General features: G+C 63.4%; 20 protein-coding genes. 11 read left to right on the forward strand and 9 right to left on the reverse strand.

What is annotated here, in order from left to right; all coding sequences use genetic code 11:
- The first annotated feature begins 374 nt into the window (after positions 1-374).
- The 4 genes from BM252_RS19010 (at position 375) to BM252_RS19025 (ending at position 4810) form a co-directional block, all read left to right on the forward strand.
- On the forward strand, positions 375-1481 hold the full coding sequence (locus BM252_RS19010; RefSeq protein ID WP_174900585.1) for an AAA family ATPase: 1107 nt from the start codon (positions 375-377) through the stop codon (positions 1479-1481).
- Between the two features lie 15 nt (positions 1482-1496).
- Positions 1497-3734, forward strand: a complete 2238-nt coding sequence (locus tag BM252_RS19015) for a S8 family peptidase (protein ID WP_093389320.1) — start codon at positions 1497-1499, stop codon at positions 3732-3734.
- A gap of 189 nt (positions 3735-3923) precedes the next feature.
- Positions 3924-4313 carry a hypothetical protein gene (locus tag BM252_RS31115; protein WP_174900586.1) on the forward strand — a complete coding sequence of 130 codons (390 nt, stop codon included), beginning with the start codon at positions 3924-3926 and terminating at the stop codon, positions 4311-4313.
- A 101-nt stretch (positions 4314-4414) separates the two neighbouring features.
- Complete coding sequence (locus tag BM252_RS19025) at positions 4415-4810, forward strand: hypothetical protein (RefSeq protein WP_093389252.1); 396 nt, start codon at positions 4415-4417, stop codon at positions 4808-4810.
- Between the two features lie 71 nt (positions 4811-4881).
- On the opposite strand, the gene BM252_RS19030 is transcribed toward BM252_RS19025, so the two are convergent.
- From BM252_RS19030 to BM252_RS19055, 6 genes are all read right to left on the reverse strand, one after another.
- A complete protein-coding gene (locus BM252_RS19030) occupies positions 4882-6009 on the reverse strand; it encodes an acyl-CoA dehydrogenase family protein (protein ID WP_093389253.1) in 1128 nt (375 codons plus the stop codon).
- Between the two features lie 59 nt (positions 6010-6068).
- Positions 6069-6737: an SDR family oxidoreductase gene (locus BM252_RS19035; protein ID WP_093389254.1), complete on the reverse strand. Its 669-nt coding sequence runs from the start codon at positions 6735-6737 to the stop codon at positions 6069-6071.
- Positions 6738-6979: 242 nt separating this feature from the next.
- Entirely contained in the window at positions 6980-8176 is a 1197-nt protein-coding gene (locus tag BM252_RS19040; RefSeq protein ID WP_093389255.1) for an acetyl-CoA C-acyltransferase, read from the reverse strand.
- A complete protein-coding gene (gene aceK, locus BM252_RS19045) occupies positions 8169-9998 on the reverse strand; it encodes a bifunctional isocitrate dehydrogenase kinase/phosphatase (RefSeq protein WP_093389256.1) in 1830 nt (609 codons plus the stop codon). The genes BM252_RS19040 and aceK overlap by 8 nt, the downstream gene beginning before the upstream one ends.
- A 90-nt stretch (positions 9999-10088) precedes the next feature.
- Entirely contained in the window at positions 10089-11273 is a 1185-nt protein-coding gene (locus tag BM252_RS19050) for an isovaleryl-CoA dehydrogenase (protein WP_093389257.1), read from the reverse strand.
- Between the two features lie 112 nt (positions 11274-11385).
- Positions 11386-11799: a MerR family transcriptional regulator gene (locus BM252_RS19055; RefSeq protein WP_093389258.1), complete on the reverse strand. Its 414-nt coding sequence runs from the start codon at positions 11797-11799 to the stop codon at positions 11386-11388.
- Positions 11800-11917: 118 nt separating this feature from the next.
- On the opposite strand from BM252_RS19055, the gene BM252_RS19060 reads away from it, so the two are divergent.
- The 3 genes from BM252_RS19060 (at position 11918) to BM252_RS31120 (ending at position 14300) form a co-directional block, all read left to right on the forward strand.
- Complete coding sequence (locus BM252_RS19060) at positions 11918-13021, forward strand: MBL fold metallo-hydrolase (RefSeq protein ID WP_093389259.1); 1104 nt, start codon at positions 11918-11920, stop codon at positions 13019-13021.
- 277 nt (positions 13022-13298) lie between these two features.
- Positions 13299-13706 (forward strand): hypothetical protein, encoded by a 408-nt coding sequence (locus BM252_RS19065; protein ID WP_174900587.1) that lies wholly within the window; start codon positions 13299-13301, stop codon positions 13704-13706.
- Positions 13707-14129: 423 nt separating this feature from the next.
- Positions 14130-14300 carry a hypothetical protein gene (locus BM252_RS31120; RefSeq protein WP_174900588.1) on the forward strand — a complete coding sequence of 57 codons (171 nt, stop codon included), beginning with the start codon at positions 14130-14132 and terminating at the stop codon, positions 14298-14300.
- A gap of 190 nt (positions 14301-14490) precedes the next feature.
- On the opposite strand, the gene BM252_RS19070 is transcribed toward BM252_RS31120, so the two are convergent.
- From BM252_RS19070 to BM252_RS19080, 3 genes are all read right to left on the reverse strand, one after another.
- Positions 14491-15114, reverse strand: coding sequence for a UbiX family flavin prenyltransferase (locus BM252_RS19070; RefSeq protein WP_093389260.1), 624 nt, complete (start codon positions 15112-15114; stop codon positions 14491-14493).
- Complete coding sequence (gene grxD / locus BM252_RS19075) at positions 15107-15418, reverse strand: Grx4 family monothiol glutaredoxin (RefSeq protein ID WP_093389261.1); 312 nt, start codon at positions 15416-15418, stop codon at positions 15107-15109. Before grxD ends, BM252_RS19070 begins: the two co-directional genes overlap by 8 nt.
- A 215-nt stretch (positions 15419-15633) precedes the next feature.
- Positions 15634-17982 carry a Tex family protein gene (locus BM252_RS19080; protein ID WP_093389262.1) on the reverse strand — a complete coding sequence of 783 codons (2349 nt, stop codon included), beginning with the start codon at positions 17980-17982 and terminating at the stop codon, positions 15634-15636.
- 184 nt (positions 17983-18166) lie between these two features.
- Between BM252_RS19080 and BM252_RS19085 the strand changes: the two genes are divergently transcribed.
- The 4 genes from BM252_RS19085 (at position 18167) to BM252_RS19100 (ending at position 25163) form a co-directional block, all read left to right on the forward strand.
- Complete coding sequence (locus BM252_RS19085) at positions 18167-21310, forward strand: DEAD/DEAH box helicase (protein ID WP_093389263.1); 3144 nt, start codon at positions 18167-18169, stop codon at positions 21308-21310.
- 40 nt (positions 21311-21350) lie between these two features.
- Entirely contained in the window at positions 21351-22553 is a 1203-nt protein-coding gene (locus tag BM252_RS19090; RefSeq protein WP_093389264.1) for a PAS domain-containing sensor histidine kinase, read from the forward strand.
- Positions 22554-22590: 37 nt separating this feature from the next.
- A complete protein-coding gene (locus BM252_RS19095; protein WP_093389265.1) occupies positions 22591-23271 on the forward strand; it encodes a response regulator transcription factor in 681 nt (226 codons plus the stop codon).
- 185 nt (positions 23272-23456) lie between these two features.
- The gene (locus BM252_RS19100; RefSeq protein WP_093389266.1) at positions 23457-25163 is read left to right on the forward strand and encodes a methyl-accepting chemotaxis protein; all 1707 of its coding nucleotides are present in this window, start codon (positions 23457-23459) and stop codon (positions 25161-25163) included.
- Positions 25164-25199 lie beyond the last annotated feature (36 nt).

Here is a 25199-nt window from a genome sequence, read left to right on the forward strand (position 1 = left end):
TTATCAAGCGAGAGTGTCGGGTTAGATTGCCCCAGTCAACGCTGGCATGGTAAGCGCAGCCATGGAGGAGGTTTGCCCTCATTTCTTTGCTCGTTGAGCCAAAGTTGATCCGGTTGCACTTTTCGCTGCCGCGCTTGTAGGGCCATCGCGTAGCACAACTGACGCTGCAGTGGCTGCTTTTGCAGAGGTCGCTTTGGCTGGCGCGACTTGAGGCAGTGTGCCGCCAGCCGCGAATCTAAGAATTTCCGTGCGGAATAGGCAAATACTGATTGTTTACACAGCTATTTTGCCGTACAATTTGGACTAAAATTGAAGTATTGTTTTACAATTGTTCCACTATGCTTTGTAGTGCTATAGAATTAAAGGGGATTTTCATGGACAACATTTATTTGGATTCTGATGGTTTGGTCCATCTTGCTAGATTGGCGTTAGCAGGAAATCGTGCGGACATCGTCGCCTATGTGAGAAAAATTGCGAGAAAAGTTGCAAGATTTGACCCCGTTGTCGGTGAACAGTTGGTAACTCTTGCCCAAGATTCAAATCCATCGCGAAATGCAATGTTGAGAGGAGAGCAGCTTGACCGTTTGCCTGTTGACTTAGATTCGCGTCTTCAGCTGGCTCGCCTCGATGACGAGATTTCTTTAGATGTACTGCCAATTTGGCAAGAGCCAGTAAAGGCAAAACTAGAACAGGTATTGATTGAGCGTGCAAAGTTCAAAGAACTCGCTTTTGCGAATCTTGCGCCGACTAGGAGCTTGCTTTTCACTGGAGCTCCAGGTGTCGGTAAGTCGTTGGCTGCAAAGTGGCTGGCGAAATCATTGGGTTTACCATTGCTAACGGTCGATCTGGCAGCTGTCATGAGCAGTTTCCTTGGGCGTACCGGGAACAATATTAGAAATATTTTGGACTATGCGAAATCAGTCGACTGTGTGCTGTTTTTAGATGAACTGGATGCACTCGCAAAACGACGAGACGATGTTACTGAGGTAGGTGAGCTGAAGAGGCTTGTTACCGTGCTTCTGCAGGAAATTGACTCCTGGCCAGCGCACGGATTAATGCTTGCTGCGACCAACCATCCTGATCTACTAGATCCAGCTATTTGGCGCCGATTCGACATGATTGTTGAGTTCCCACTACCAAACGAGGTAAGTATTCGAGCCGCATTGAGCAGCTGGATAGGTGAAGAGCACGAAGTTCCAAAGGGACTTCTCGATGCGCTTCCAATTGTGCTTTCCGGAATGTCATTTAGCGATCTAAAACGAATCATATCGCAGTTGAGAAGGAATCAGGTCGTTTCAGGAGTTGCGCTTACTGATAGCCTAACTCTCTTAATTGAGCAACGCATTAATTCATTGTCAAAGGCCGAGAAAATTGAGGTCGCACAAAATTTGACAGATGCGGGTTTAAGCCAACGCTCCGTGAATTCACTGACTGGGTTAAGTAGGGATACCATTCGTAAGCATTGTGAAACAGTAAACTAAACTGAGGAGCTAAGTATGGCAGAGCGGAAGAATTTCCTTCTTGGGTACGGTGAACGGTTGACGGCAAAGATACTTCCACCTGGGGGAGGTGGACCAAAGTCGCACCCCTATACGTTTCAGGAAGCGCAAGCACGGTTAAAGCCAAAGCTCGATCATCTTGTAAGAGAAATTGAGCAATTGCCAGACTTGGCTTGTCCCAATGAACAAGTCGTTGCTGTTCTTACACTCCATCCGTCATACATTGCAAAATCATACTTCCCCGCAGATCTGTTGGGAGCAGTTGGACTACGGCATGTAGGCAGCCGTAGGCGCTCTGTTCGTCCTGAAAAGTGGGGAAAGAAGCGGCATAAGGATGTTGCAGTCACTACAGAATTGTTCGTTTCTGGTCCAAGGCGTTATTTCGCCGATTGGGCGAATTACCTCTCGAATTGGACGGAGCAGACACGCGGTGCAAGCGAGCTTATAGAACTTGAAGATATTTACTATATGGCTGCAGAAGACCGCGTTAGACCTTTGCTCGGTGATCAAGATCAACCACTATTTGAGGTTGTTCTGCACGCGAGTGCCTTGCCTGAGTCTCAGTTCATAATTTCCGGCTTTGCACAGTACCTTGCTAAATTGGGAATTAAGGCAGATCTGGACAGGCGCATTCATGTAGGCGGGTTGTGCTTTCTTCCAATTAGAACTACCGAAGAAAAAGTTAGTCAAGTTGCTCAATTTTCCTTCTTGCGTGTCGCTCGTGAAATGCCGAAACTGCGCGTTGTTGAGAACACCATGGGGATTGAATCCGATAGCCACAGGACGCCATTACTTGGGTTATCGGATAGTTCCGTTTTAGACGCGAACGTGCGAGTGGCAATTTTCGATGGTGGTCTACCGGCAAATTCCGTGCTGACACCATGGGCTACTGCGAAGGAACCAAAAGGAATTGGTAAAACAGTACCTGCGTATCTGTCGCATGGTCAACATGTTACTTCTGCACTGTTGTTTGGCCACTTAGGTGATGGGGGGGCAATCACTAAACCCCCTTGTCGTGTAGATCATTGGCGTGTACTTGATGAAGCGTCTGGAATAAATGACGTACAAATGCAATTGTTCGATGTTATTCAACGGATTCATGGTGTTCTTGCCACGAATAAGTATGATTTCATTAATCTTAGTCTTGGCCCAGATATGCCGATTGAGGATGATGAGATTCATGTTTGGACAGCGGTCCTTGATAGCTACTTAGCTGATGGTAATACATTGGCAACTATCGCTGTTGGAAACAATGGTGAAGCTGATGCTGCAGCAGGTCTGGCGCGAGTGCAGCCCCCATCTGATTGTGTCAATGCGATGTCAATTGGCGCATGTGACGCTATTTCAGGAAAGTGGCAGCGTGCGCCGTATAGTGCGATTGGTCCAGGTAGGAATCCGGGTGTGATTAAACCAGATGCAGTTTTCTTTGGCGGAGTGAGTAGTAAGCCATTCGTCGTTCTTGGTGAGTCGGGGATGTTGGAGGGCACCACGGGCACGAGTTTTTCATCGCCTGCGGCACTTCGGCTGGGGATAAGTATGCGTGCAATACTAGGGACGCCAATCTCTCCGCTCGCGGCTAAAGCGCTTCTCATTCATCACTGTGAGCGTGCTAAGCATGATCATGGAGAGGTTGGTTGGGGGCGTATTCGTGAGAGTGTTGAAGACTTGATTACGTGTGATGACAACACAGCTCACATCATCTATCAAGGTGAGCTCGAGCCGTCTAAGTATTTGCGAGCATCTATCCCTGTGCCGGCTGGGGCTTTGGCTGGAAAGTTGACTCTTAAGGCTACTTTCTGCTTTGCATCCGAGACAGATGCCCAAGATCCTGTGAATTACACGCGCAGTGGGCTTGAGGTTACATTCCGGCCTAACGATTCGGCGAAGAAGGATGCCAAGCAAAAGTATGCGGACTCTGCCCCCTTCTTTAAGAGTGATATTTATAGGTACGTGGATGAAATTGAATTGCGAGATGACCTTGCTAAGTGGGAGACCACGATTCATCGGTCAATCGAAATTGACGGCGCTAAGTTAAAAAATCCAGTGTTCGACATTCACTATAACGCGCGCGAGGCGGGGGGGATTGCGGCGACGCCAGGTCGAATGCCTTATGCATTGGTGGTAACAGTTCATGCCCCTGACATTCCTGACCTGTACGATAGGATTGTTCGGCGATATCGGACGCAGTTGGAAATGCTGCAACCGGTGATTCAGATTCCAATTCAGGTACGTTGATTCGAATATGGGTGAGCTCAGTTGAGTTCACCCTTTTTTTCGCATTTTCCACTTTCCGCCCAGTTGTAAGCGGATGTAAGACTCGGTAAGCGTATGTAATAGCCGTCAACTCAACCGTGGCGGCCGCCGTTTTCTGCTCAGTGATACGGGAATTGTCCCGGCGCCGAAAAACCAGATAAGGATTACATCATGCACAAAATCATCGCTTCCCTGATCGCCGCCCTGTTCGCTACCGCCGCATTCGCTCAAGCGCCTGCCGCCAGCACCGCCACCGTCGCCGCCAAGAGCGCACCCGTCGCGGTCAAAGCCGACACCAAGGACAGCAAAGGCGAGGTCAAAGCCGACGTGAAAGACGGCAAGGCCGTCGTCAAAACCGAAGCGAAGCCTGCGGCAAAAACCGAAGTCAAAGGCGAGGCCAAGACCGCCGCCAAGACCGAGGTGAAAGCCGAAACCAAGGCCGAAGCCAAAGCAGAGAAAAGCAAAGAACACCACAAGGACGACGGCAAAACCAAGCCGCACACCGAAGCCGCCAAGGTAGCGACGACGGAACCAGCGAAAGCCGCGCCTGTCAGCAAATAAGCCGGACCGGATTGAGCAGCACCAACACGCAAGACGCAGTAACAAAAACTAAAACGGGACTTGTTCCCACCACACCGAAAACAATGTAAAGGATTTATATCATGAGCAAAATCATCGCCAGCCTGATCGCCACCCTGTTCGCCACCGCCGCTTTCGCCCAAGCACCGGCGCCAGTCGCCAGCGCCACCGCCGCCAGCAGCGCGCCGGTCGCCGCCCAGTCGGCGACCAAGGAAAGTAAGGCCGCAGTGAAGGGCGAAACCAAGGCGCTCGTCAAGGCCGAGACCAAGCAAGCGGCCAGCACCGGCGAAGTGAAAGCCGGCGGCGAAGCGGCCAAGCCAGAGGCGAAAGTAGCCAAGGTCAAGAAGTCGCATCACAAGGCGGCCAAGGCCAAAACCGAACCGAAGGAAGCTGCCAAGGTGACCACCGCAGCAACGCCAGCGGCAACGCCGGCAGCACCAGCGGCACCAGCAGGCGCGCCAGCCGCAGCAGCAAAATAAGCTAGTCTCTAGCCAGAAAAAGACAGGGTTTCCTGTCTTTTTTTTCGTCCGTATGTCGCTGGTGTCGTGCGTTACAAGGCGCGGGCGATGAGGATTTTTTGGATGTCGCTGGTGCCCTCGTAGATCTGGCAGACGCGCACGTCGCGGTAGATGCGCTCGACCGGGAAGTCGGACACGTAGCCGTAGCCGCCGTGCACCTGGATCGCGTCCGAGCAGACCCGCTCGGCCATCTCCGAGGCGAACAGCTTGGCCATCGCCGCCTCCTTCAGGCAGGGCAGGCCGGCGTCCTTCATCGAGGCGGCGTGGCGGATCAACTGGCGCGCCGCCTCGATCTGGGTGGCCATGTCGGCCAGGCGGAACTGCACCGCCTGGTGCTCGAAGATGGCCTTGCCGAAGCTCTCGCGTTCGCGCGCGTAGTGCAGCGCGGCCTCGTAGGCGGCGCGCGCCATGCCGACCGCCTGCGAGGCGATGCCGATGCGGCCGCCCTCCAGGCCGGACAGGGCGATCTTGTAGCCCTGGCCCTCCTCGCCGATCAGGTTCCCGGCCGGGATGCGGCAGTTCTCGAACAGGATCTGCGCCGTGTCCGAGGAGTGCTGGCCCATCTTCTGCTCCAGACCGGCGACGATGTAGCCGGGCGCCGAGGTCGGCACCCAGAAGGCGCTGATGCCCTTCTTGCCGGCCGCCTTGTCGGTCACCGCCATGACGATGGCGACGTCGGCGTACTTGCCGCTGGTGATGAACTGCTTGACGCCGTTGAGCACGTACTCGTCGCCCTCGCGCACGGCGGTGGTGCGCAGCGCCGAGGCGTCGCTGCCGGTGTGCGGCTCGGTCAGGCAGAAGGCGCCCAGCATGTCGCCCTGGGCCAGCGGACGCAGCCATTGCTCCTTCTGCGCGTCGTTGGCGTACATCATGGCGATGCTGCACACCGGGCAGTTGTTGACCGAGATGATGGTCGAGGTGCCGCCGTCGCCGGCGGCGATCTCCTCGAGCACCAGGGCCAGCGAGACGTAGTCGAGGCCGGCGCCGCCCAGCGCCTCGGGCACCGCCACGCCGAAGGCGCCCAGCGCCGCCAGCTCCTTCAACTCCTGTTTGGGGAAGTAGTGCTCCTTGTCCCAGCGCGCCGCGTTGGGCGCCAGGCGCTCCTGGGCAAAGGTGCGCAGGGCGTCGCGGATCATATTGTGTTCGTCGCTCAGTATCATGGGGTCTCAGTGTGTTGTCGTTGTTCTGGGGTGTTGCGTGGGCCGGCGCGTGGCCGGCCTTACCAGCCGATCACCCGGCCGTCGTAGTTGCGGTACACCGCGTGGTCGTTGTGCGGCAGCTTGGCCAGGGTGGCGCGCATGCCGCTGGCGCTCTCCTCGACCGAGATGTCGGCCTCGGCGCCGCCCATGTCGGTGCGCACCCAGCCGGGGTGGAAGGCGACGCAGGTGGCGCCCTTGTTGCCGAAGGTCAGGGCGGTGTCGATCAGCACCGAGTTCAGCGCCGCCTTGCTGGCGCGGTACAGCGAGCCGCTGGCGTTGCCGCGCTCGCTGAGCGAGCCCATGTGCGAGGACAGCACGGCCAGCTTGCCGCGCGCCGCGCAGACCATAGTCGCGATGATGGGCAGCAGGCGCATCGCCGCCAGCACGTTGGTGTGCATCACGTTGTCGAAGTCGGACTGCAGTGGGAAGCCGTCGTCGCGCGGGCCGTAGACGCCGGCGTTGAGGAACACCACCTGCAGCTGCTCGCCCTCGAGCTTCCAGCCGAGGCCGGCGCAGGACTCCAGGTTGGTGACGTCGAGCAGGTGGCTTTCCGCGCCCAGCGCGGCGAGCGCGTCGCAATCCGGGGTGGTGCGCGCGGTGGCGATGACGCGCCAGCCGTCGGCCAGGTATTGCCGCGCCAGCTCGCGGCCGATGCCGCGCGAGGCGCCGATGATCAGTGCGGTGGGCATGTTGTCAGCTCCAAGTGAAAAGTCGGGCGGGATCGGGCAAGCCCCTGTCCCCAAAATGCCGCCCGATTCAGTGTTCCAGCAAGCACGCTCAGCAGTCGGGGTCAGTGCCGACAATCGGACAAATACCGCTTGCCGGACTGGTCTTCTGCCTGAGCCCGTGTCCGAATGTCGGCACTGACCCCGGGGTTTTGACGGGGCGGGCCATAGGGTCAGACCCTAGGGTCTGACCCTGGATTGGGCGCTCAGGCCAGTTCGATCGCCACGGCCGTCGCTTCGCCGCCGCCGATGCACAGCGCGGCCACGCCGCGCTTGCCGCCGGTCTTGCGCAGCGCGCCGATCAGGGTGACGATGATGCGCGCGCCGGAGGCGCCGATCGGGTGGCCCAGGGCGCAGGCGCCGCCGTGGATGTTGATCTTGCTGTGCGGGATGTCGAGGTCGTGCATGGCGGCCATCGGCACGGCGGCGAAGGCTTCGTTGACCTCGAACAGGTCGACGCTGGCGCTGCTCCAGCCGGTCTTGGCGAACAGCTTTTGCATGGCGCCGACCGGGGCGGTGGTGAACAGGTTGGGCGCCTGGGCGTGGGTGGCGTGGCCGACGATGGTGGCCAGCACGGTCAGGCCCTGCTCCTTGGCGCTGGAGGCGCGCATCAGCACCAGGGCGGCGGCGCCGTCGTTGATCGACGACGAGGAGGCGGCGGTGATGGTGCCGTCCTTCTTGAAGGCGGCGCGCAGCGAGGGGATCTTTTCGATCTTGGCCTTCAGCGGGCCCTCGTCCTTGTCGATGACGGTGTCGCCGCCACGGCCGGAGACGGTCACCGGCGCGATCTCCCAGGCGAAGCTGCCGTCGGCCGCCGCCGCCTGGGCGCGCTGCACCGAGGCGATGGCGAAGGCGTCCTGCGCTTCGCGCGTGAACTTGTAGGTGCTGACGCATTCCTCGGCGAAGGTGCCCATCGAGCGGCCGTTGCCCTTCTCGTCCTTGCTGTAGGCGTCCTCCAGGCCGTCGAGCATCATGTGGTCGTAGATCATGCCGTGGCCGATGCGGTAGCCGCCGCGCGCCTTCGGCACCAGGTAGGGCGCGTTGGTCATCGACTCCATGCCGCCGGCGACGATCAGGTCGGCGCTGCCGGCCTTCAGGGCGTCGTGGGCGAAGATGGTGGCCTGCATGGCCGAGCCGCACATCTTGGACAGGGTGACGGCGGCGGCCGAGGTCGGCAGGCCGGCCTTCAGCGCGGCCTGGCGCGCCGGGGCCTGGCCCTGGCCGGCCATCAGGCAGTTGCCGAAGTAGACGTGCTCGACCGCCTCGGGCTTGACGCCGGCGCGCTCGACGGCGGCCTTGATGGCCACCGCGCCCAGGTCGCTGGCGTTGACGTTGGAAAAGTCGCCCTGGAAGGCGCCCATGGGGGTGCGCGCGGCACCGACGATTACGATAGGATCATTCATTTTCAAGAGTCTCCATGAAGGGTGGCGGCGTCACCGTCGCCGTGGGTGTGGGTTGGTGCTGGTTGCTGAAACGGATGTTCTGCGGATACGGGAAGACGTCCTCGACATAGCCGTCGGCGATGCGCTGCTTGCGCGCCTGCCACCACGCCCGGGTCAGCAGGTCGGCGTGGTACTTCATGAAGTAGCGGCGGATCTTGGCGTTGCCCAGCAGGAAGCGGCCGAACTGCTCGGGGAAGACGTCGTGCTTGCCGATCGGATACCAGGGCTCGGCCGACATCTCCTCCTCGTCGGTGCGCGCCTCGGGGATGTCGCGGAAGACGCAGTCGGTGATGTACTCGATCTCGTCGTAGTCGTAGAACACCACGCGCTGGTGGCGGGTCACGCCGAAGTTTTTGTACAGCATGTCGCCGGGGAAGATGTTGGCCGCCACCAGCTCCTTGATGGCGTTGCCGTACTCCAGCACGCCGTGCTCGATCTGCAGGTCGTCGCCCTCCTTCTCGGCGTTCGACAGCCAGATGTTGAGCGGCACCATGCGCCGTTCGATGTACAGGTGCTTGATGATCAGCTGCTCGCCGTCCTCCTCCACCAGGGAGGGGGCGAAGTGCTTCAGTTCGGCGATCAGGGCCTCGGTGAAGCGGTGCTGCGGGAAGGCCACGTTGGAGTACTCGAGCGTGTCGGCCATGCGGCCGACGCGGTCGTGGTTCTTCACCAGCAGGTATTTTTCCTTGATCAGCGCGCGCGTGGTCTCCTTGGGCGCCGGGAAGAAGTCCTTGATCACCTTGAACACGTAGGGGAAGGACGGCAGGGCGAACACCAGCATCACCAGGCCGCGGATGCCGGGGGCGATCTCGAACTGGTCGGACGAGTGCTTCAGGTGTTGCAGGTAGTCGCGGTAGAACAGCGTCTTGCCCTGCTTCTGCAGGCCGAGGATGGTGTAGATCTCGCTGCGCGGCTTGCGCGGCAGCAGGCTGCGCAGGAACTGCACATAGGCCGAGGGCACCTCCATGTCGACCAGGAAGTAGGCGCGGGTGAAGGAGAACAGCACGGTGATCTGCTCCTGGTCGAACAGCACGGTGTCGAGGATCAGCTCGGCGTTGCGGTTGTGCAGGATCGGCACGACGAAGGGGTATTCCTTGTTGCCGTTGATGCCCTTGCCGACGATGTAGGCGCCCTTGTTGCGGTAGAACAGGCTCGACAGCACCTGGATCTGGTGGTTCGGCTCGATCTTGTTGCTGCCGAAGATCTGCCGCAGCCGCGTCTCGACCTGCTCGACGTCGCGGTCCAGGTTGGCGAAGGCGGCGTCGAGCTGGAAGTTGGTGATGATGCGCTTGAGCGTGAAGCGCAGGCCGTCGGTGCCGGGGTAGTAGACGCGGTAGGTCGGCGCCAGCTCCTCGGTCTCGATGTACTCGGTGGAGACCACCGGGCGCACGAAGATGAAGTCGTTGTGGAAATAGGTGCGGTGCAGGATGTTGCAGCAGACCGAGTTGAAGAAGGTCTCGGCCAGCTCGGGCTGCTTGTGGTCGGACAGCATGCCGATGAAGTGCAGCTTGAGCTCGCGCCACACCTCGTCGGTCAGCTCGGAGTGGTCGTACTCGTCCTCCAGCAAATGCACGCATTCCTGCACGCGCTGGTCGTAGAAGCCGATGCGCTCGCGCGCGGCCTGCTGGGCGGTGGCCCAGTCGCCCTGCTCGAAGTGGATCTTGGCCTGGCGGCTGGTGTCGCGGAACAGGCGGTAGTGCTTGTCGAAGCCGTCGCGGATGGTGCGGGCGATGTCGAAGGCGATCTGCGAGCTCAGCAGTTTGGGAAAAGCGGCTTGGGTCATGGGTCCGTCTCGCTAGGGGGCGCTAGGGGTGCATTAGCTGGTCTAATAAAATCGCCGGCGATATCAGTCCAGCTAATGCGCGCGCCCTGCCTACTTGGTTTCCGCGAACAGTTCGCGACCGATCAGCATGCGGCGGATTTCGCTGGTGCCGGCGCCGATTTCGTACAACTTGGCGTCGCGCCACAGGCGGCCGACCGGATACTCGTTGATGTAGCCGTTGCCGCCCAGCGTCTGGATCGCCTCGCCGGCCATCCAGGTCGCTTTTTCCGCGCTATACAAAATGGCTCCCGCCGCGTCCTTGCGCAGCTGGCGGACCGCTTCCGGGGTTTTGGCCCGGTCGCAAGCCTGACCGACGGCGTACACATATGCCTTGCACGCCATCATGGTCGAGTACATATCCGCAATCTTACCCTGCATCAGCTGGAATTCACCGATGGGCTGGCCGAATTGCTGCCGATCGTGGATATACGGCACCACCGCGTCCATGCAGGCCTGCATGATGCCCAGCGGGCCGCCGGACAGCACGGTGCGCTCGAAGTCGAGGCCGGACATCAGCACGTTGACGCCCTTGCCCTCGCCGCCCAGCACGTTTTCCAGCGGCACCTCGCAGTTCTCGAACACCAGCTCGCCGGTGTGCGAGCCGCGCATGCCCAGCTTGTCGAGCTTTTGCGCCACCGAGAAGCCGGCGAAGCTCTTCTCGATGAGGAAGGCGGTCATGCCCTTGGCGCCGGCCGCCAGGTCGCTCTTGGCGTAGACCACCAGCACGTCGGCGTCGGGGCCGTTGGTGATCCACATCTTGGTGCCGTTGAGCACCCAGCGGTCGCCCTTCAGGTCGGCGCGCAGCTTCATGCTGACCACGTCGGAGCCGGCGTTCGGCTCGGACATGGCGAGCGCGCCGATGTGTTCGCCGGAAATCAGTTTCGGCAGGTATTTGCGTTTTTGCTCTTCGCTGCCGTTGCGCTTGATCTGGTTGACGCACAGGTTCGAGTGGGCGCCGTAGGACAGGCCGACCGAGGCCGAGGCGCGCGAGATCTCCTCCATCGCCACGATGTGGGCCAGGTAGCCCATGTTGGCGCCGCCGTACTCCTCGCCGACGGTGACGCCGAGCACACCCAGCTCGCCCATCTTGCGCCACAGGTCCATCGGGAACTGGTCGCTGCGGTCGATCTCGGCGGCGCGCGGGGCGATCTCGGCGGCGGCGAACTGTTGCACCGCTTCACGCAGGGCGGCGATGTCTTCGCCGTGGTCAAAGGTCAGGCCTGGGAGATGGAGCATGTCATCCTCGTGTTGTGGTTTTAGTTGAAGCGTCAATGATACGCCGGAGTGACGTTAACGTAAACGTAAAGCGGCGCGCGGTAAAGTGAAGATTTGATGACGGCGGGGCGGCTCAGTCGGCGGCGGCCGGTTCGCCCTTGCCGTTGGCGATGGCGGCCAGCAGGCGGCGGCACTCGTCCTCGTGGGCGGTGATCTCGCTGAGCGACATTTCGATGTCCTCGCGCTGCTGTTCCAGCGTTTCGCGGTGCTGTGCCAGCACGCCGAGGAAGCGGTTCATCTGCGCGCTGGTGTCCTTGGGCGACTCGTACATGTCGACCAGGCTCTTGATCTCCGACAGCGACAGGCCGAGGCGCTTGCCGCGCAGGGTCAGCTTGAGGCGGGTGCGGTCGCGCGGCGTGTAGACGCGGTTGCGCCCGCCCGCGCCCTCACGCGAGGGGCTGAGCAGACCCTGGTCCTCGTAGAAGCGGATCGCGCGCGCCGTGATGTCGAATTCGCGGGACAGTTCGGTAATGGTATAGGTCGGCATTGTGTGGGCTGGCGGTATAAAGTGAGGAAGGGACGCGGCGGCGCGAAGCGGCCTACAATGGGCGGGAACTTCCGTTTACGTCAACGTCAATCGCATTGTAGCGCGTGAAAGATAAAAAATGAATCCACTCGAAGCCCAGCTCTCCTACCCTCTCGGCGACCAGTTGCCGGCCACCGGCGCGGTGCTGGAGATCGTGCCCGGGCTGCGCTGGCTGCGCATGCCGCTGCCGTTCGCGCTGGACCACATCAATCTGTGGCTATTGCGCGACGAGTTCGCCGGCCTCGGCGCGGCCGGCCCCGGCGCGGAAGCGGAGGTCGGCGCCGGCGCCGGCTGGTGCGCGGTCGACTGCGGCGTGGCCAGCGACGCCACGCGCGCCGCCTGGGAGGCGGTGTTCGCCGGCGGCATGGACGGCCTGCCGCTGCGCCGCGTGCTGGCCACCCATTGCCATCCGGACCACATCGGCCTGGCCGACTGGTTGTGCCGCCGCTGGCAGGCGCCGCTGTGGGCCACCACCGGCGAATACGCCTTCGCCCGCATGATGGCGGCGGCCCTGCCCGGGGTCGACAACGCGGCGGCGCTGCCGCATTTCCGCCGCCACGGCCTGAGCGACCCGGACATGCTGGAAAAGATGCAAAGCCGCAAAAACTACTACCCCTCGCTGGTGCCGGCCGTGCCGGCCGCCTACACCCGCATCCAGGACGGAGAGTCGGTTGTCATTGGTGACCATGAATGGCGGGTCGTCACCGGCTTCGGCCACGCCCCCGAGCACGCCGCGCTGTACTGCGCCGCGCTGAACGTGTTGATCTCCGGCGACATGGTGCTGCCGCGCATCTCCACCAACGTCTCGGTGTTCGCCATCGAGCCGGAGGCCAACCCGCTGACCCTGTACCTTGACTCGCTGGGCAAGTTCGCCGGACTGCCGGACGACGTGCTGGTGCTGCCCTCGCACGGCCGGCCCTTCCGTGGCCTGCACATCCGCATCGCCCAGTTGCGCGCGCACCACGTCGAGCGCCTGGCCGAGGTGGTGCAAGCCTGCCGGCAATGGCAGTCGGCGGCCGACATCGTGCCGCTGATGTTCAAGCGCGCGCTGGACGCCCACCAGCTCAGTTTCGCCCTCGGCGAGGCCCTGGCCCACCTGCACAAGCTGTGGCACGACGGTATCGTGCGACGCGAAATAGGGCCGGACGGCATCATACGCTTCCGCCTGAGCGAGCCAGCATAGCAAATTGCAAGTAAGTGTGGTCAAAGGGCCGGATTCCGCTGAAATTCCGGCCCGCTGAGGCGTGCAAGGTGTTATTGTATCGACAAGCCTCCCGGGCACGGCCGAACATGGTGTTTGCCCTGTTTTGACGCAATGCACAAAATATTATTCGGTCGCCGCCACGGCCTCCCGTGCCGGCAGGGAGCGATACTTGTTCAATTTAACAGCCGGTTTTGTTGCATTCCCAGCAGCCAGCCAAGAGACTGACTTTCATGTCGCAACATGAAATAGTGCAACTATGAATTCTTCTAATGAACGCGAAAGCTTCAGCCAGCGCCTGCAGCAGGCGCTCAAGAACGCCCACTACTCCCCCGACAGCCCGACCCGCCTGGCGCGCGAATTCAATATTCGCTTCGACGGCCGCCCGATCACCGTCCACGCCGCCCGCAAATGGCTGGTGGGCGAGGCTATTCCGACCCAAGAGAAGCTGCGCATGATCGCGCAATGGCTGGGCGTGCCGGCCGAGTGGCTGCGCTTCGGCGGCCCGGACGCGGTCGCGCCGACCGGCGATAATTCCGCCGCGCTGGCCCGCTTTGAGTCGGCCGACGTCAAGCTGATCGCCGATTTGCAGCGCCTCGACGAGCACCACCGGCAAATCGCCCGTGAATTTATCCGCATGCTGGTGCGCGTAAACTACCAAAAGTAGCTTTTTAGTGTCGCCATACGGCATCTTGTTTGTCTTTTTGGCAATCCGCCGCGCCGCCGCAGAACTGCCTTCCGGATAAGACCGCTACCGGTTTTTGTTCGGTTGCGCCGGACCGGTCATGCCCGCGCCAGCCCTGATGTTTGCTGGCTTTCCGCCTGGAAACTGTCTGTTTTTCCTGTGGGTGAACGACCATACCACTTTGCCCCGCCGGCCGCCGCGGGCGCCTTGTGCAGGCCGCCACGTTTGCGAATTGTCACGATTTCGACACGAAACTAGTGCACAATAGAGAAGCTTAGTCTGGATGGTAATTCTTTTGGGCAAGAATGATCGCGGAAGCAGCGTGCATTCGAATAGTGGCTCATAATCACATGAGTTTTTGCGACAGTGCAGCATTCACTACGGAGCCAACATTTGAGCCGTCTTATGAAAAGTAATTACAGCAATGTAGCGCAGCTAAAAGATTTGATGACCGTTCCACCGATGACCGCCGCCCAGCACGCGGAAGTGATGCGCAAGCGCATCGCGCACCGCCGCATGGTCGAGGAAGCCAGGGATTTGAAGTTGGCGAGTGGAATCCAGTTCGAGAAACGCTAGTTCCAAGCCGCGGAAACGGCCCTGGATTGCTGCATCAGCCGGCGGGCTAGCACCGCCGGGCTGAATTACCGTCCGCCGCGCCTTTGCGGCGCACGGCGCCGCCTGCTTTACCCTATCCACTTTGGCGCCAGCGCGCCGCGCAGTTCCCCCCCACACACCATGCGCGAGTAGCCGCCACGCCGCCTAGTTGTCAGGCGTCGCCGGTGTCGTCGTCCGTCGCCGGCGCGATGCTGCCTTCCTTCATGCCGCCCCAGCGCGGCGCCAACGCATGTTGTATGTCAAACAGGTCCAGCACCCGCGCAACGGTGTGGTCGACCATCTCTTCGATACTCTTGGGATTGTGGTAGAAGCTCGGCAAGGGCGGGAAGATGATGCCGCCCATCTCGGTGACGGCCGTCATGTTGCGCAGGTGCGCCAGGTTGAACGGCGTTTCGCGCACCATCAGCACCAGCCGGCGGCGTTCCTTGAGCACCACGTCGGCGGCGCGGGCGATCAGGTTGTCGGACAGGCCGTGCGCCACCGAGGCCAGGGTTTTCATCGAGCAGGGGGCGACGATCATGCCGGCCGACTGGAAGGAGCCGCTGGCGATGGCCGCGCCGACGTCGCGCTGTTTGTGCACCACGTGGGCCAGGGCTTCGACATCGCGCCGCTGTAGCCCGGTTTCCTGGTGCAGGGTGAGGAGCGCGGCGTCGGAGACGATCAAATGCGTCTCGACGCCGGCATGGTGTTGCAGATGTTGCAGCAGACGCACGCCATACACCGCGCCGGTGGCGCCGGTGATGGCGAGAACAATCCGCCGCGGTCGATCAGGCATCCAGCAGGGCCTTCAGCTCGCCGGACTCGAACATTTCGTTCATGATGTCCGAACCGCCGATGAACTCGCCCTTGATGTAGAGCTGGGGAATGGTTGGCCAGTTCGAGTATTCCTTGATGCCCTGGCGCACTTCGGCGTCGTCCAGCACGTTGACGGTGGCGATGTTCTCGACGCCGCAGGATTTCAGGATCTGGATGGCACGGCCGGAAAAGCCGCACTGCGGGAACTGGGCGGTGCCCTTCATGAACAACACGACAGGCGTGCTCGTCACGGTTTCTTTGATCCAGGTTTGTACGTCGCTCATGGCTGCCTCAGGGTAAAAAATGATAGATGCCGACATTTTATACAAAAACGCCGGCGAGGGGGCTAATCAGCTTGGCGGATGGCGCGGCGGGGCGCTTGCTGACTAATTGCGGGTTTCCTTGGCGGGCCGTTGGCTGGGCCGGCGGAGCCCGACGGCAAACCGAGGGTCAGACCCTCAGGGTCTGACCCTGGCGCTGGCGCCACGGCCCATAAAGGCTAGCCGCGCAGCTTGGCGAAGGCGGCCGCCATGCTGCCGCCGGCCGGCTCCTGGCGCGCCTGCTGCTTCTGCTGCACGCCCATGCTCTTGCGGTCGTTGCGGTCGCCGCGCTGCTCCGGCTTGGCGCCGGCCTGCGGCGCGCTGTCGGTCAAACGCATGGTCAGGGCGATGCGCTTGCGCTTCTCGTCCACCTCCAGCACCTTGACGCGCACCACCTGGCCGGCCTTGACCACGCTGTGCGGGTCCTTGACGAAGGTGTTCGACAGCGCCGAGATGTGCACCAAACCGTCCTGGTGCACGCCGATGTCGACGAAGGCGCCGAAGGCGGCCACGTTGGTCACCACGCCCTCGAGGATCATGTCCGGACGCAGGTCGCGGATCTCCTCGACCCCCTCCTTGAAGGTGGCGGTGGTGAACTCGGGACGCGGATCGCGGCCCGGCTTCTCCAGCTCCTTCAAAATGTCGCTGATGGTCGGCACGCCGAATTTCTCGTCGGCGTACTTGGCCGGGTTCAGGCTCTTGATCAGGGCCGTCTCACCGATCACCGCCTTGATGTCCTTCTTGATGTCGCCGAGTATCTTCTCGACCAGCGGATACGATTCCGGGTGCACCGCCGAGGCGTCCAGCGGGTTGTCGCCGCCGATCACGCGCAGGAAGCCGGCGGCCTGCTCGAAGGTCTTGTCGCCCAGGCGCGGCACGGCCTTCAGGCCGGCGCGCGAGGTGAAGGCGCCCTTCAGGTCGCGGAAGGTGACAATCGACTGCGCCACCGTGGCCGACAGGCCGGACACCCGCGCCAGCAGCGGCGCCGAGGCGGTGTTGACGTCCACGCCGACGGCGTTGACGCAGTCCTCGACGACGGCGTCGAGCGAGCGCGCCAACTGGCTTTGCGACACATCATGCTGGTACTGGCCGACGCCGATCGATTTCGGGTCGATCTTGACCAGTTCGGCCAGCGGGTCCTGCAGGCGGCGCGCGATCGAGACGGCGCCGCGCAGCGACACGTCCATGTCGGGCAGCTCGCGCGAGGCGAACTCGGAGGCCGAGTAGACCGAGGCGCCGGCCTCGGAGACGACGATCTTGGTCATCTTCTGCTCGGGGTGCTGCTTGATCAGGTCCTGCGCCAGCTTGTCGGTCTCGCGCGAGGCGGTGCCGTTGCCGATCGAAATCAGCGACACGTTGTGCTTGGCGGCAAGCCTGCCCAGGGTGTGCAGCGAGCCGTCCCAGTCGTTCTTCGGCTGGTGCGGGTAGATGACGGCGGTGTCGACCACCTTGCCGGTGGCGTCGACCACGGCCACCTTGACGCCGGTGCGCAGGCCCGGGTCCAGGCCCATGGTGGCGCGCTGGCCGGCCGGCGCGGCCAGCAGCAGCGCCTTCAGGTTGGTGGCGAAGACGTTGATGGCGTCGAGCTCGGAGCGCTCGCGCAGCGCGCCCATCAGTTCCGTCTCCAGGTGCATGAAGCTCTTCACGCGCCAGGTCCAGCGCGCCGTGTCGGCCAGCCACTTGTCGGCGGCGCGGCCCTGGTTCTTGATGCCGAAGCGGGCGGCGATGCGGCCCTCGCAGGGGTTGTGCGGCGCGTCCCACTTCGGCTTCTCGGCCTCGGTGTCGAGCCGCAGCACGACGTCGAGGATGCCCTCGCGGCGGCCGCGCAGCAGGGCCAGCGCGCGGTGCGAGGGCACCGTGGCTATGGTTTCGGAGTAGTCGAAGTAGTCGGCGAACTTCTCGCCCTCGTCCTGCTTGCCCTCGACCACCTTCGATTCGACCACGCCGTGGTCGAGCACGTATTCGCGCAGCGCCTGCAGCAGGGTGGCGTCCTCGGCGAAGCGCTCCATCAGGATCTGGCGGGCGCCGTCGAGCGCCGCCTTGGTGTCGGCGACGCCGGCATTGTTGCCCTCGGCGGTGGTGAAGGCCTCGCGCAGGAACTTGTTGGCTTCCATATCAGGAGTCAGTTCCGGGTTGGCCAGCAGGGCGTCGGCCAGCGGCGCCAGGCCCGCCTCGATGGCGATCTGCGCCTTGGTGCGGCGTTTTTGTTTGTATGGAAGGTACAAATCCTCCAGCCGGGTCTTGTCTTCGGCGTGCATGACGGCATCTAACAACTCCGGCGTCATCTTGTTCTGCTCGGTGATCGAGGCGACGATGCTGGCGCGCCGCTCCTCCAGCTCGCGCAGGTAGCGCAGGCGCTCCTCGAGCAGGCGCAGCTGGATGTCGTCCAGGCCGCCGGTGGCCTCCTTGCGGTAGCGCGCGATGAAGGGCACGGTGGCGCCCTCGTCGAGCAGGGCGATGGCGGCGGCGACCTGCACCGGTTTGGCGGCGAGTTCGAGGGCAAGACGTTGTTCGATTGAAGGCAACATGGGTGGCTATCCTAAGCGGTCAAGCTCGGAATCATACGCAATCGCCGCGAATGTGCCAGTCTTGACAGTCCAAAAGGACTGTGCGCAGCACCGACATTGAATATTACGCAAACACGGAGCCGTCTATGGCGGATAATATTGCCTGTTGCCGTTTTTGAAGCAGATTTGAACAACAATGCGCCCTATGGATTTTACCCGCGACGACGCCCCTGAAGCTCCCGCCGTTTCCGCCCCGGCCAGCGTGCCGGCGACCCAGTTGTCCTATGCGGTCGCCACCTGGCTGCAGCGGGTGGACGCGGCCGCCCATCCGAAACCCAAGCTGCCCGCCGCCGTCGAGCCCGACGCCAAGCCGGCCGCCGGCCAAGGCCAGGGGCAGGCCCAGACCCAGTACCGCCTGATCTACGTGATGGCGCCCACCAGCGGCGGCCGCCACGTCGCCCTGTGCCTGTACAAGGCGCGCCTGCGCGCCAACGGCGACGTCGCCGCCGCCAGCCCGGTCAGCGAGGTGTTCTCGCTGCTGTCGGCGCCGCCCAGCTTCCTGCTGCCCGGCGACGAGGACCTGGTGCGCTTCTTCGTCGCCATGCGCAGCGGCGCCGCCTCGCAGACCGGCAGCGCCACCGAGCCGCGCGGCAAGATCGGCGCGGCCCTGCTGCAGATGCTGGCCGAGCAGGACAAGTTGCTGTGGGCGAATTCGTGGGCCGACGTCGGCAACGGCCTGGTGTATCCGCTCAAGGGCGGCGTGTTGCGCCAGGCCAACCTGGTGTGGCGCGAGGAGGGCAAGGGCCTGCGCCTGGGCTGGCAGGTCGCCGCCGCCGAGGGCGCGCGCCACCACGGCGCCGACCAGATCGACTACATGCTGCCGACCGACCCGCCGTGGTACATCGACAACCTGTCCTGCGGCGTGCTCAACCTGAACCAAGGCGGCGCCGCCATCCCGCTGGCCGAGCTGCAGGCGCTGGTGGCGCAGGCGCCGCTGCTGACCGCCAACGACAAGGTGCGCGTGTCGCAACTGCTGCTGGCGCACGGCCTGCAACAACTGATGCCGCTGCCGCAGCCGCTGCCGCAGCGGGTGCGCCAGGACGTCGCGCCGCGCCCGGTGCTGGTGCTCGACGCCGCCATGCTGGCCGACGGCAGCGTGCAGCGCTGGCACGACTACGCCGTGCTGTCCTACGACTACGACGGCGAGCGCGTCTCCTTCGACCCGGCGCAGCGCGTGGTGCGCCAGCGCGGCGAGGTGACCGAGATCATCGAACGCGACGCCGCCGCCGAGGCGGTGGCGCTGCAGACCTTGCAGGCGCTGGGCTTCAAGAAGCCCGCCCAGTTGCCGCTGAGCAGCGTCAAGGGCGCCCAGTTGCTGCCCAGCCAGGCCGAGTGGATACGCTTCGCCGCCGACGCCATCGCCACCTTGGCGGCGCAGGGCTGGCGCGTCGAGAAGGCGGCCAAATACCGCTACGACCTCAGCCAGGTCGACGACTGGTACGCCGACGTCGAGGCCGACGAGGCCGACGGCGGCAACGCCTGGTTCGAGCTGGAGCTGGGCATCGTGGTCAACCAGGAGCGTGTGGCGCTGCTGCCGGTGTTGGTGCAAATGATCCGCAACGCGCCCAACGACTTCAACCCCAAGGTGCTGGCGGCGCACGGCGACGAGGACCAGATGCTGGCCACCTTGGCCGACGGCAGCCGCGTCGCCCTGCCGTGGGCGCGCGTGCGGCCGATCCTGGCGACGCTGGGCGAGTTGTATTTCAGCGACAAGATCAAAACCACCCTGCGCATGGCCACGCTGGACGCCGCCCGCCTCGACGAGCTGGCGCGCCAGCTCGAGCTGCGCTGGAGCGGCGCCGACGAGCTGCTGGCGATGGGCCGCCGCCTCAACCAGTTCGGCGCGGTGAAGAAGGTGGCCACGCCGGCCAGCCTGCGCGCCACGCTGCGCGACTACCAGTCCGACGGCCTGGCCTGGATGCAGTTCCTGCGCGAGTACAACCTGGCCGGCATCCTGGCCGACGACATGGGCCTGGGCAAGACGGTGCAAACCCTGGCCCACATCCTGGTGGAAAAAGAGGCGGGCCGGCTGACGGCACCGGCGCTGGTCATCGCGCCGACCAGCCTGATGGGCAACTGGCAGGACGAGGCGGCCCGCTTCGCCCCCGGCCTGCGCGTGCTGCTGCTGCAAGGCAAGGACCGGCTGGCCCAGTTCGACCAGATCGCCGAGGCCGACCTGGTGCTGACCACCTACGCGCTGCTGCCGCGCGACGAGGAGAAGCTGCGCGAGCACGACTTCCACCTGGTCATCCTCGACGAGTCGCACTACATCAAGAACACCCGCTCGAAGGCGGCGCAGAGCGCCGGCCTGCTGCGCGCGCGGCACCGCCTGTGCCTGTCCGGCACGCCGCTGGAGAACCACCTGGGCGAGCTGTGGTCGCAGTTCCACTTCCTGCTGCCCGGCCTGCTGGGCGACGAGAAGGGCTTCAACAGCCAGTTCCGCCACCCGATCGAGCGGCAGGACGACCCGCTGCGGCGCGCCCTGTTGAACCGCCGCATCAAGCCCTTCCTGCTGCGCCGCACCAAGGACAGCGTCGCCAAGGAGCTGCCGCCCAAGACCGAGATGGTGCGCAAGGTCGAGCTGACCGGCGCCCAGCGCGACCTGTACGAGACGGTGCGCCTGGCGATGGACCAGAAGGTGCGCGAGGAGATCGACCGCAAGGGCGTGGCGCGCAGCCAGATCGTCATCCTCGAGGCGCTGCTCAAGCTGCGCCAAGTATGCTGCGACCCGCGCCTGGTCAAGTCGCTGCCGGCCAAGAAGCAGACGGCCGGCTCGGCCAAGCTGATCGACCTGATGCAGATGGTCGAGGACCTGCTCGACGAGAACCGCAAGATCCTGGTGTTCTCGCAGTTCACCAGCATGCTCGAGCTGATCGAGCAGGAGCTCGAGGAGCGCGACATCCCCTACGCCCTGTTGACCGGCGACACCAAGGACCGCAGCGCCCAAGTGGCCGCCTTCCAGCAGGGCGCCGTGCCGATCTTCCTGATCAGCCTGAAGGCCGGCGGCGTCGGCCTGAACCTGACGGCGGCCGACACGGTGATCCACTACGACCCGTGGTGGAACCCGGCGGCGGAGAACCAGGCCACCGACCGCGCCTGGCGCATCGGCCAGGACAAGCCGGTGTTCGTCTACAAGCTGATCGCCAAGGGCACGCTGGAGGAAAAAATCCAGATCCTGCAACAGAAGAAGGCCGACCTGGCGCAATCCATCCTGGCCGAGGGCGAATCGCACAAGATGGCCTTGACGCAAGAGGACCTGCAGCAGATCTTTGCCCCACTGGCCGAATAGCCCGTCTATACTGGGGACCGGATAGTTTCCGATACTCAAAATGTTCGAATCGACAACGCCCACCGATCCCCAGCTCGCCGCCGAGCTGAGCAGCGCCCGCCAGGAGGTGGAGCGGCTGCGCCTGCTGTTGGCGCACACCAGCGAGATCAGCTGGATGGTCGACCTGGCCGGGCCGGTCGGCCCGCGCCTGAGCTACCTCAGTCCCGCCGCCTGCCGCCTGTTCGGCTTCGCCGCCGAGGCGGGCCACGAACATGACAACCCCCACATGCAACAACTGGCCGCCACGCTGCTGGCCGGACTGCCGGCCCGCCTGGTGCGCCTGGCCGCCGGCGACCAGAGCCGGCGCCGCCTGCTGCGCGAGGCCGAGCTGGCGCGCGCCGACGGCGTGGTGCTGGCGGTGGAGATCGAGTCCACCGTGCTCGACGGTGCCGCAGGCCGCCCCTCCACCCTGCTCGGCGTGCTGCGCGACATCGGCCCGCGCCGCGAGCAGCTCGTCCAGCAAAAGAAATTCGCCTCGATGCTGTCGCACGAGTTCCGCACGCCGCTGGCCACCATCGACGGCGCCATCCAGCGTCTGGAGATGACCGGCAGCCACCACGACGAGGCCACCCGCAAGCGCTACCGCAAGATCGGCGAGGCGGTCGACCGCCTGCTGGCCATGCTCGACGACTACCTGTCGCCCGAGCGCATGGCCAGCATCGGCCGCCAGCGCCAGGCCGACGAGATCGCCCCGGCCGAGCTGCTCGAGGCCGTCGCGGCGGCCGGCCGCAAGCGCCGCCTGCAGCTGACGGCGCGCAGCGTCGAGCTGCCGGCGCGGCTGCGCTGCGACCCGAACGGCATGCGCCTGTGCCTCGACATCCTGCTCGACAACGCCATCAAGTACACGCCGGACGGCAGCGCCATCGAACTGCTAGGCAAAAAAGCAACGGAGGGCGGCATCGAGTTCCTGGTGCGCGACCACGGCGCCGGCCTGCCCGCCGACGAGCTGGCGCGCGTCTTCGACAAGTCCTTCCGTGGAAGTAACGCAGCAGCCGTACCGGGTTCCGGCCTGGGCCTGTACATGGCGCGCGCCGTGGTGGAGGTCCACGGCGGTAGCCTCAGCGCAAGAAATGTTTCTGAAAGCGGCACTGAATTTCGGATTTGGCTGCCGATAGCTGCTGTTGCCGGGAAAAGCCTTGCGCCGGACGATTGCAGCAGTGATAATTCCCAGACGCAAACTGACTATGCCAGAGGGCGGAACTGAGCACGCTTGCTCAATAATCAAAACGAATGGCGCATCAATGACGCAAATACTCATCGTGGAAGACAATCTGGACTACGCCGAAGAAATGGCCGAGTTCTTGACTGAGCTGGAACACGAAGTGCACATCACCAACAACGCCAGCGATATGTGGTCCGCGTTGAGCCAGGGGAATGTCGGCGTGGTGGTGCTGGACCTGGGTTTGCCCGACGAGGACGGCTTCAACGTCATCCCCCGCATGCGCCAGCTATATCCGCAGATCGGCCTGCTGGTGCTGACCGGCCGGGTCGCCTTCGACAACCGCATCCTCGGCCTGCGCCTGGGCGCCGACCACTACCTGACCAAGCCGATCAAGTTCCCCGAGCTGGCCGCCCACATCGAGGCGCTCGACCGCCGCGTCGGCCCGCAGGACCCGGTGCCGTTGCCCAGCAAGTGGACGCTGAAGGTCAGCGCCCGCCAGCTCGAGCTGCAGGGCATGGCGATCACGCTGACAGAAAAGGAATGCAACTTCCTCCACTTGCTGACCATTAACACCCGGCCCGTGCCGCGCCAGGTCATCGTGGCCGGCATCGGCGGCGACGATCCGGACGCCGGCCGCCGCGTCGACATGCTGGTGTATCGTTTACGCAAAAAAGCCCGCACCGGCCTCGGCCAGGACCTGCCGCTGCGCAGCGCCTACGGCGAAGGCTACTCCCTCTCTGCCAGCTTCAACCTCTCGTAAACCTTTCGACAAGCTTGCTTGATGCTTCTGCCAAGCTTGCATTTCGCTTTGCCGAAATGAATTCTCCGGTGGTGGGAATGTGAGAGTTTCCCCATGCAATCCGTGACGTAGTATGAACTTTCCAAGCGCCAATTAAGTGTCTACATTTGACATCGCGGCGCTCGTCAGTCTCAGGGAGAGCTCGTATGAAATTTGCAGATTTGAAGATCGGTATGCGTTTGGGTGGCGGTTTCGGCCTGGTCATGTTGCTGATGGTGGCGATGGCGGCGGCCGGCATCTGGCGCCTGCAGGCGGTCGGCCAACTGAGCGAGGAGATGGTCGGCAGCGCCATGCTGAAGGAGCGCCTGACCGCCGAATGGCACAACCTCATCAGCGTCAGCGGCGTGCGCGTGATCGCCTACGCCAAGAACGCCGAGCAGGCCGAATCGAAGGCCGAGAGCGACAAGGCGGCCGCCACCCGCGCCCGCGTCAACGAGATCCAGAAGCAGCTCGAACCGATGCTGGTCAGCGAGCAGGAGAAGACCCTGCTGGAGGCCGTGTCCGCCGTGCGCAAGCAATACGCCGCCACGCGCGACCAGGTGTTCAAGCTGAAGAAGGGCGGCGACATCGACGGCACGCGCAAGCTGGTCGACGACAAGCTCGAACCGCAGTTCATCGCCTATCTGGCCAACGTCGAAAAGATCGGCCAGTACGAGGCCGGCGTCGGCCGCGCCCTGGCCGCACAGGTGCAGGAGCAATACCACCAGGGCCAGACCTTCCTGCTGGCGCTGGCCGGCGGCGCCCTGCTGCTCGGCTCCTGGTTCGCCTACGTCATCACCCACTCGATCACCGCGCCGCTGCACAAGGCGGTGAAGATCGCCCAGACCGTCGCCGCCGGCGACCTCAGTAGCAACATCGACGTGCGCAGCCGCGACGAGGCCGGCATGCTGCTGCAAGCCTTGAAGGAGATGAACGCCAGCCTGGTCAGCATCGTCGGCCAGGTGCGTGGCGGCACCGACACCATCGCCACCGCCTCCAGCCAGATCGCCAGCGGCAACCTCGACCTGTCCTCGCGCACCGAGCAGCAGGCCAGCTCGCTGCAGCAGACCGCCTCGTCGATGGAGCAGCTGACCGCCACCGTCAAACAGAACGGCGACAACTCGCGCCAGGCCCACACGCTGGCGCTGACCGCCTCCGAGGTGGCGCTCAAGGGCGGCGCCGTGGTCAACCAGGTGGTCGACACGATGGGCATGATCAACGAGTCGGCGCACAAGATCGTCGACATCATCACCGTCATCGACGGCATTGCCTTCCAGACGAATATCCTGGCCTTGAACGCCGCCGTCGAGGCGGCCCGCGCCGGCGAGCAGGGCCGGGGCTTCGCCGTGGTCGCCAGCGAGGTGCGCAACCTGGCCCAGCGCAGTGCCGCCGCCGCCAAGGAGATCAAGACCCTGATCGGCGACTCGGTCGACAAGGTCGAGCTGGGCGCCCGCCTGGTCGAGCAGGCCGGCACGACGATGAAGGAGATCGTCGTCCACGTGCGCCACGTGACCGACATCATCGGCGACATCACCACCGCCAGCACCGAGCAGACCGTCGGCATCGAGCAGATCAACCAGGCCATCGCCCAGATGGACCAGGTGACCCAGCAGAACGCCGCCCTGGTCGAGGAGGCGGCGGCCGCCGCCGCCCAGCTGCAGGAGCAGAGCTTCGCGCTGGCCGAGGTGGTCAGCGTGTTCCAGCTGAGCGGCAACCGGACGACGCGGCCGAGCGCGCCGGCCCTCGCCGCGCCGCCTGTGCGGCTGGCCGTGGCGCGCCCGCAAGCGGCGCGCAAGCCGGCCGGCAAGGCCTTGGCGGTCAGCCAAACGGCCAGAAGCGCCGCCGCCAAGGCGCCGGAGTGGGAGGAGTTTTGACGCTGGCTAAAATGGAACAGCGCGGATTCTCCGCTT

Origin of the sequence: Rugamonas rubra, assembly GCF_900114705.1 — a bacterium.
In the GTDB taxonomy this organism is placed as follows: Bacteria; Pseudomonadota; Gammaproteobacteria; order Burkholderiales; family Burkholderiaceae_D; genus Rugamonas; species Rugamonas rubra.

Excerpts from the sequence above, each read along its gene's own strand:
- BM252_RS19015 (WP_093389320.1), top strand. The coding sequence starts at position 1,497 with ATGGCAGAGCGGAAGAATTTCCTTCTTGGGTACGGTGAACGGTTGACG.
- BM252_RS19080 (WP_093389262.1), bottom strand. The coding sequence starts at position 17,982 with ATGTTGCCTTCAATCGAACAACGTCTTGCCCTCGAACTCGCCGCCAAA.
- BM252_RS19040 (WP_093389255.1), bottom strand. The coding sequence starts at position 8,176 with ATGAATGATCCTATCGTAATCGTCGGTGCCGCGCGCACCCCCATGGGC.
- BM252_RS19090 (WP_093389264.1), top strand. The coding sequence starts at position 21,351 with ATGTTCGAATCGACAACGCCCACCGATCCCCAGCTCGCCGCCGAGCTG.
- BM252_RS19070 (WP_093389260.1), bottom strand. The coding sequence starts at position 15,114 with ATGCCTGATCGACCGCGGCGGATTGTTCTCGCCATCACCGGCGCCACC.
- grxD (WP_093389261.1), bottom strand. The coding sequence starts at position 15,418 with ATGAGCGACGTACAAACCTGGATCAAAGAAACCGTGACGAGCACGCCT.
- BM252_RS19025 (WP_093389252.1), top strand. The coding sequence starts at position 4,415 with ATGAGCAAAATCATCGCCAGCCTGATCGCCACCCTGTTCGCCACCGCC.
- BM252_RS19010 (WP_174900585.1), top strand. The coding sequence starts at position 375 with ATGGACAACATTTATTTGGATTCTGATGGTTTGGTCCATCTTGCTAGA.
- BM252_RS19100 (WP_093389266.1), top strand. The coding sequence starts at position 23,457 with ATGAAATTTGCAGATTTGAAGATCGGTATGCGTTTGGGTGGCGGTTTC.
- BM252_RS31115 (WP_174900586.1), top strand. The coding sequence starts at position 3,924 with ATGCACAAAATCATCGCTTCCCTGATCGCCGCCCTGTTCGCTACCGCC.
- aceK (WP_093389256.1), bottom strand. The coding sequence starts at position 9,998 with ATGACCCAAGCCGCTTTTCCCAAACTGCTGAGCTCGCAGATCGCCTTC.
- BM252_RS31120 (WP_174900588.1), top strand. The coding sequence starts at position 14,130 with ATGAAAAGTAATTACAGCAATGTAGCGCAGCTAAAAGATTTGATGACC.
- BM252_RS19050 (WP_093389257.1), bottom strand. The coding sequence starts at position 11,273 with ATGCTCCATCTCCCAGGCCTGACCTTTGACCACGGCGAAGACATCGCC.
- BM252_RS19085 (WP_093389263.1), top strand. The coding sequence starts at position 18,167 with ATGGATTTTACCCGCGACGACGCCCCTGAAGCTCCCGCCGTTTCCGCC.
- BM252_RS19095 (WP_093389265.1), top strand. The coding sequence starts at position 22,591 with ATGACGCAAATACTCATCGTGGAAGACAATCTGGACTACGCCGAAGAA.
- BM252_RS19030 (WP_093389253.1), bottom strand. The coding sequence starts at position 6,009 with ATGATACTGAGCGACGAACACAATATGATCCGCGACGCCCTGCGCACC.
- BM252_RS19060 (WP_093389259.1), top strand. The coding sequence starts at position 11,918 with ATGAATCCACTCGAAGCCCAGCTCTCCTACCCTCTCGGCGACCAGTTG.
- BM252_RS19055 (WP_093389258.1), bottom strand. The coding sequence starts at position 11,799 with ATGCCGACCTATACCATTACCGAACTGTCCCGCGAATTCGACATCACG.
- BM252_RS19035 (WP_093389254.1), bottom strand. The coding sequence starts at position 6,737 with ATGCCCACCGCACTGATCATCGGCGCCTCGCGCGGCATCGGCCGCGAG.
- BM252_RS19065 (WP_174900587.1), top strand. The coding sequence starts at position 13,299 with ATGAATTCTTCTAATGAACGCGAAAGCTTCAGCCAGCGCCTGCAGCAG.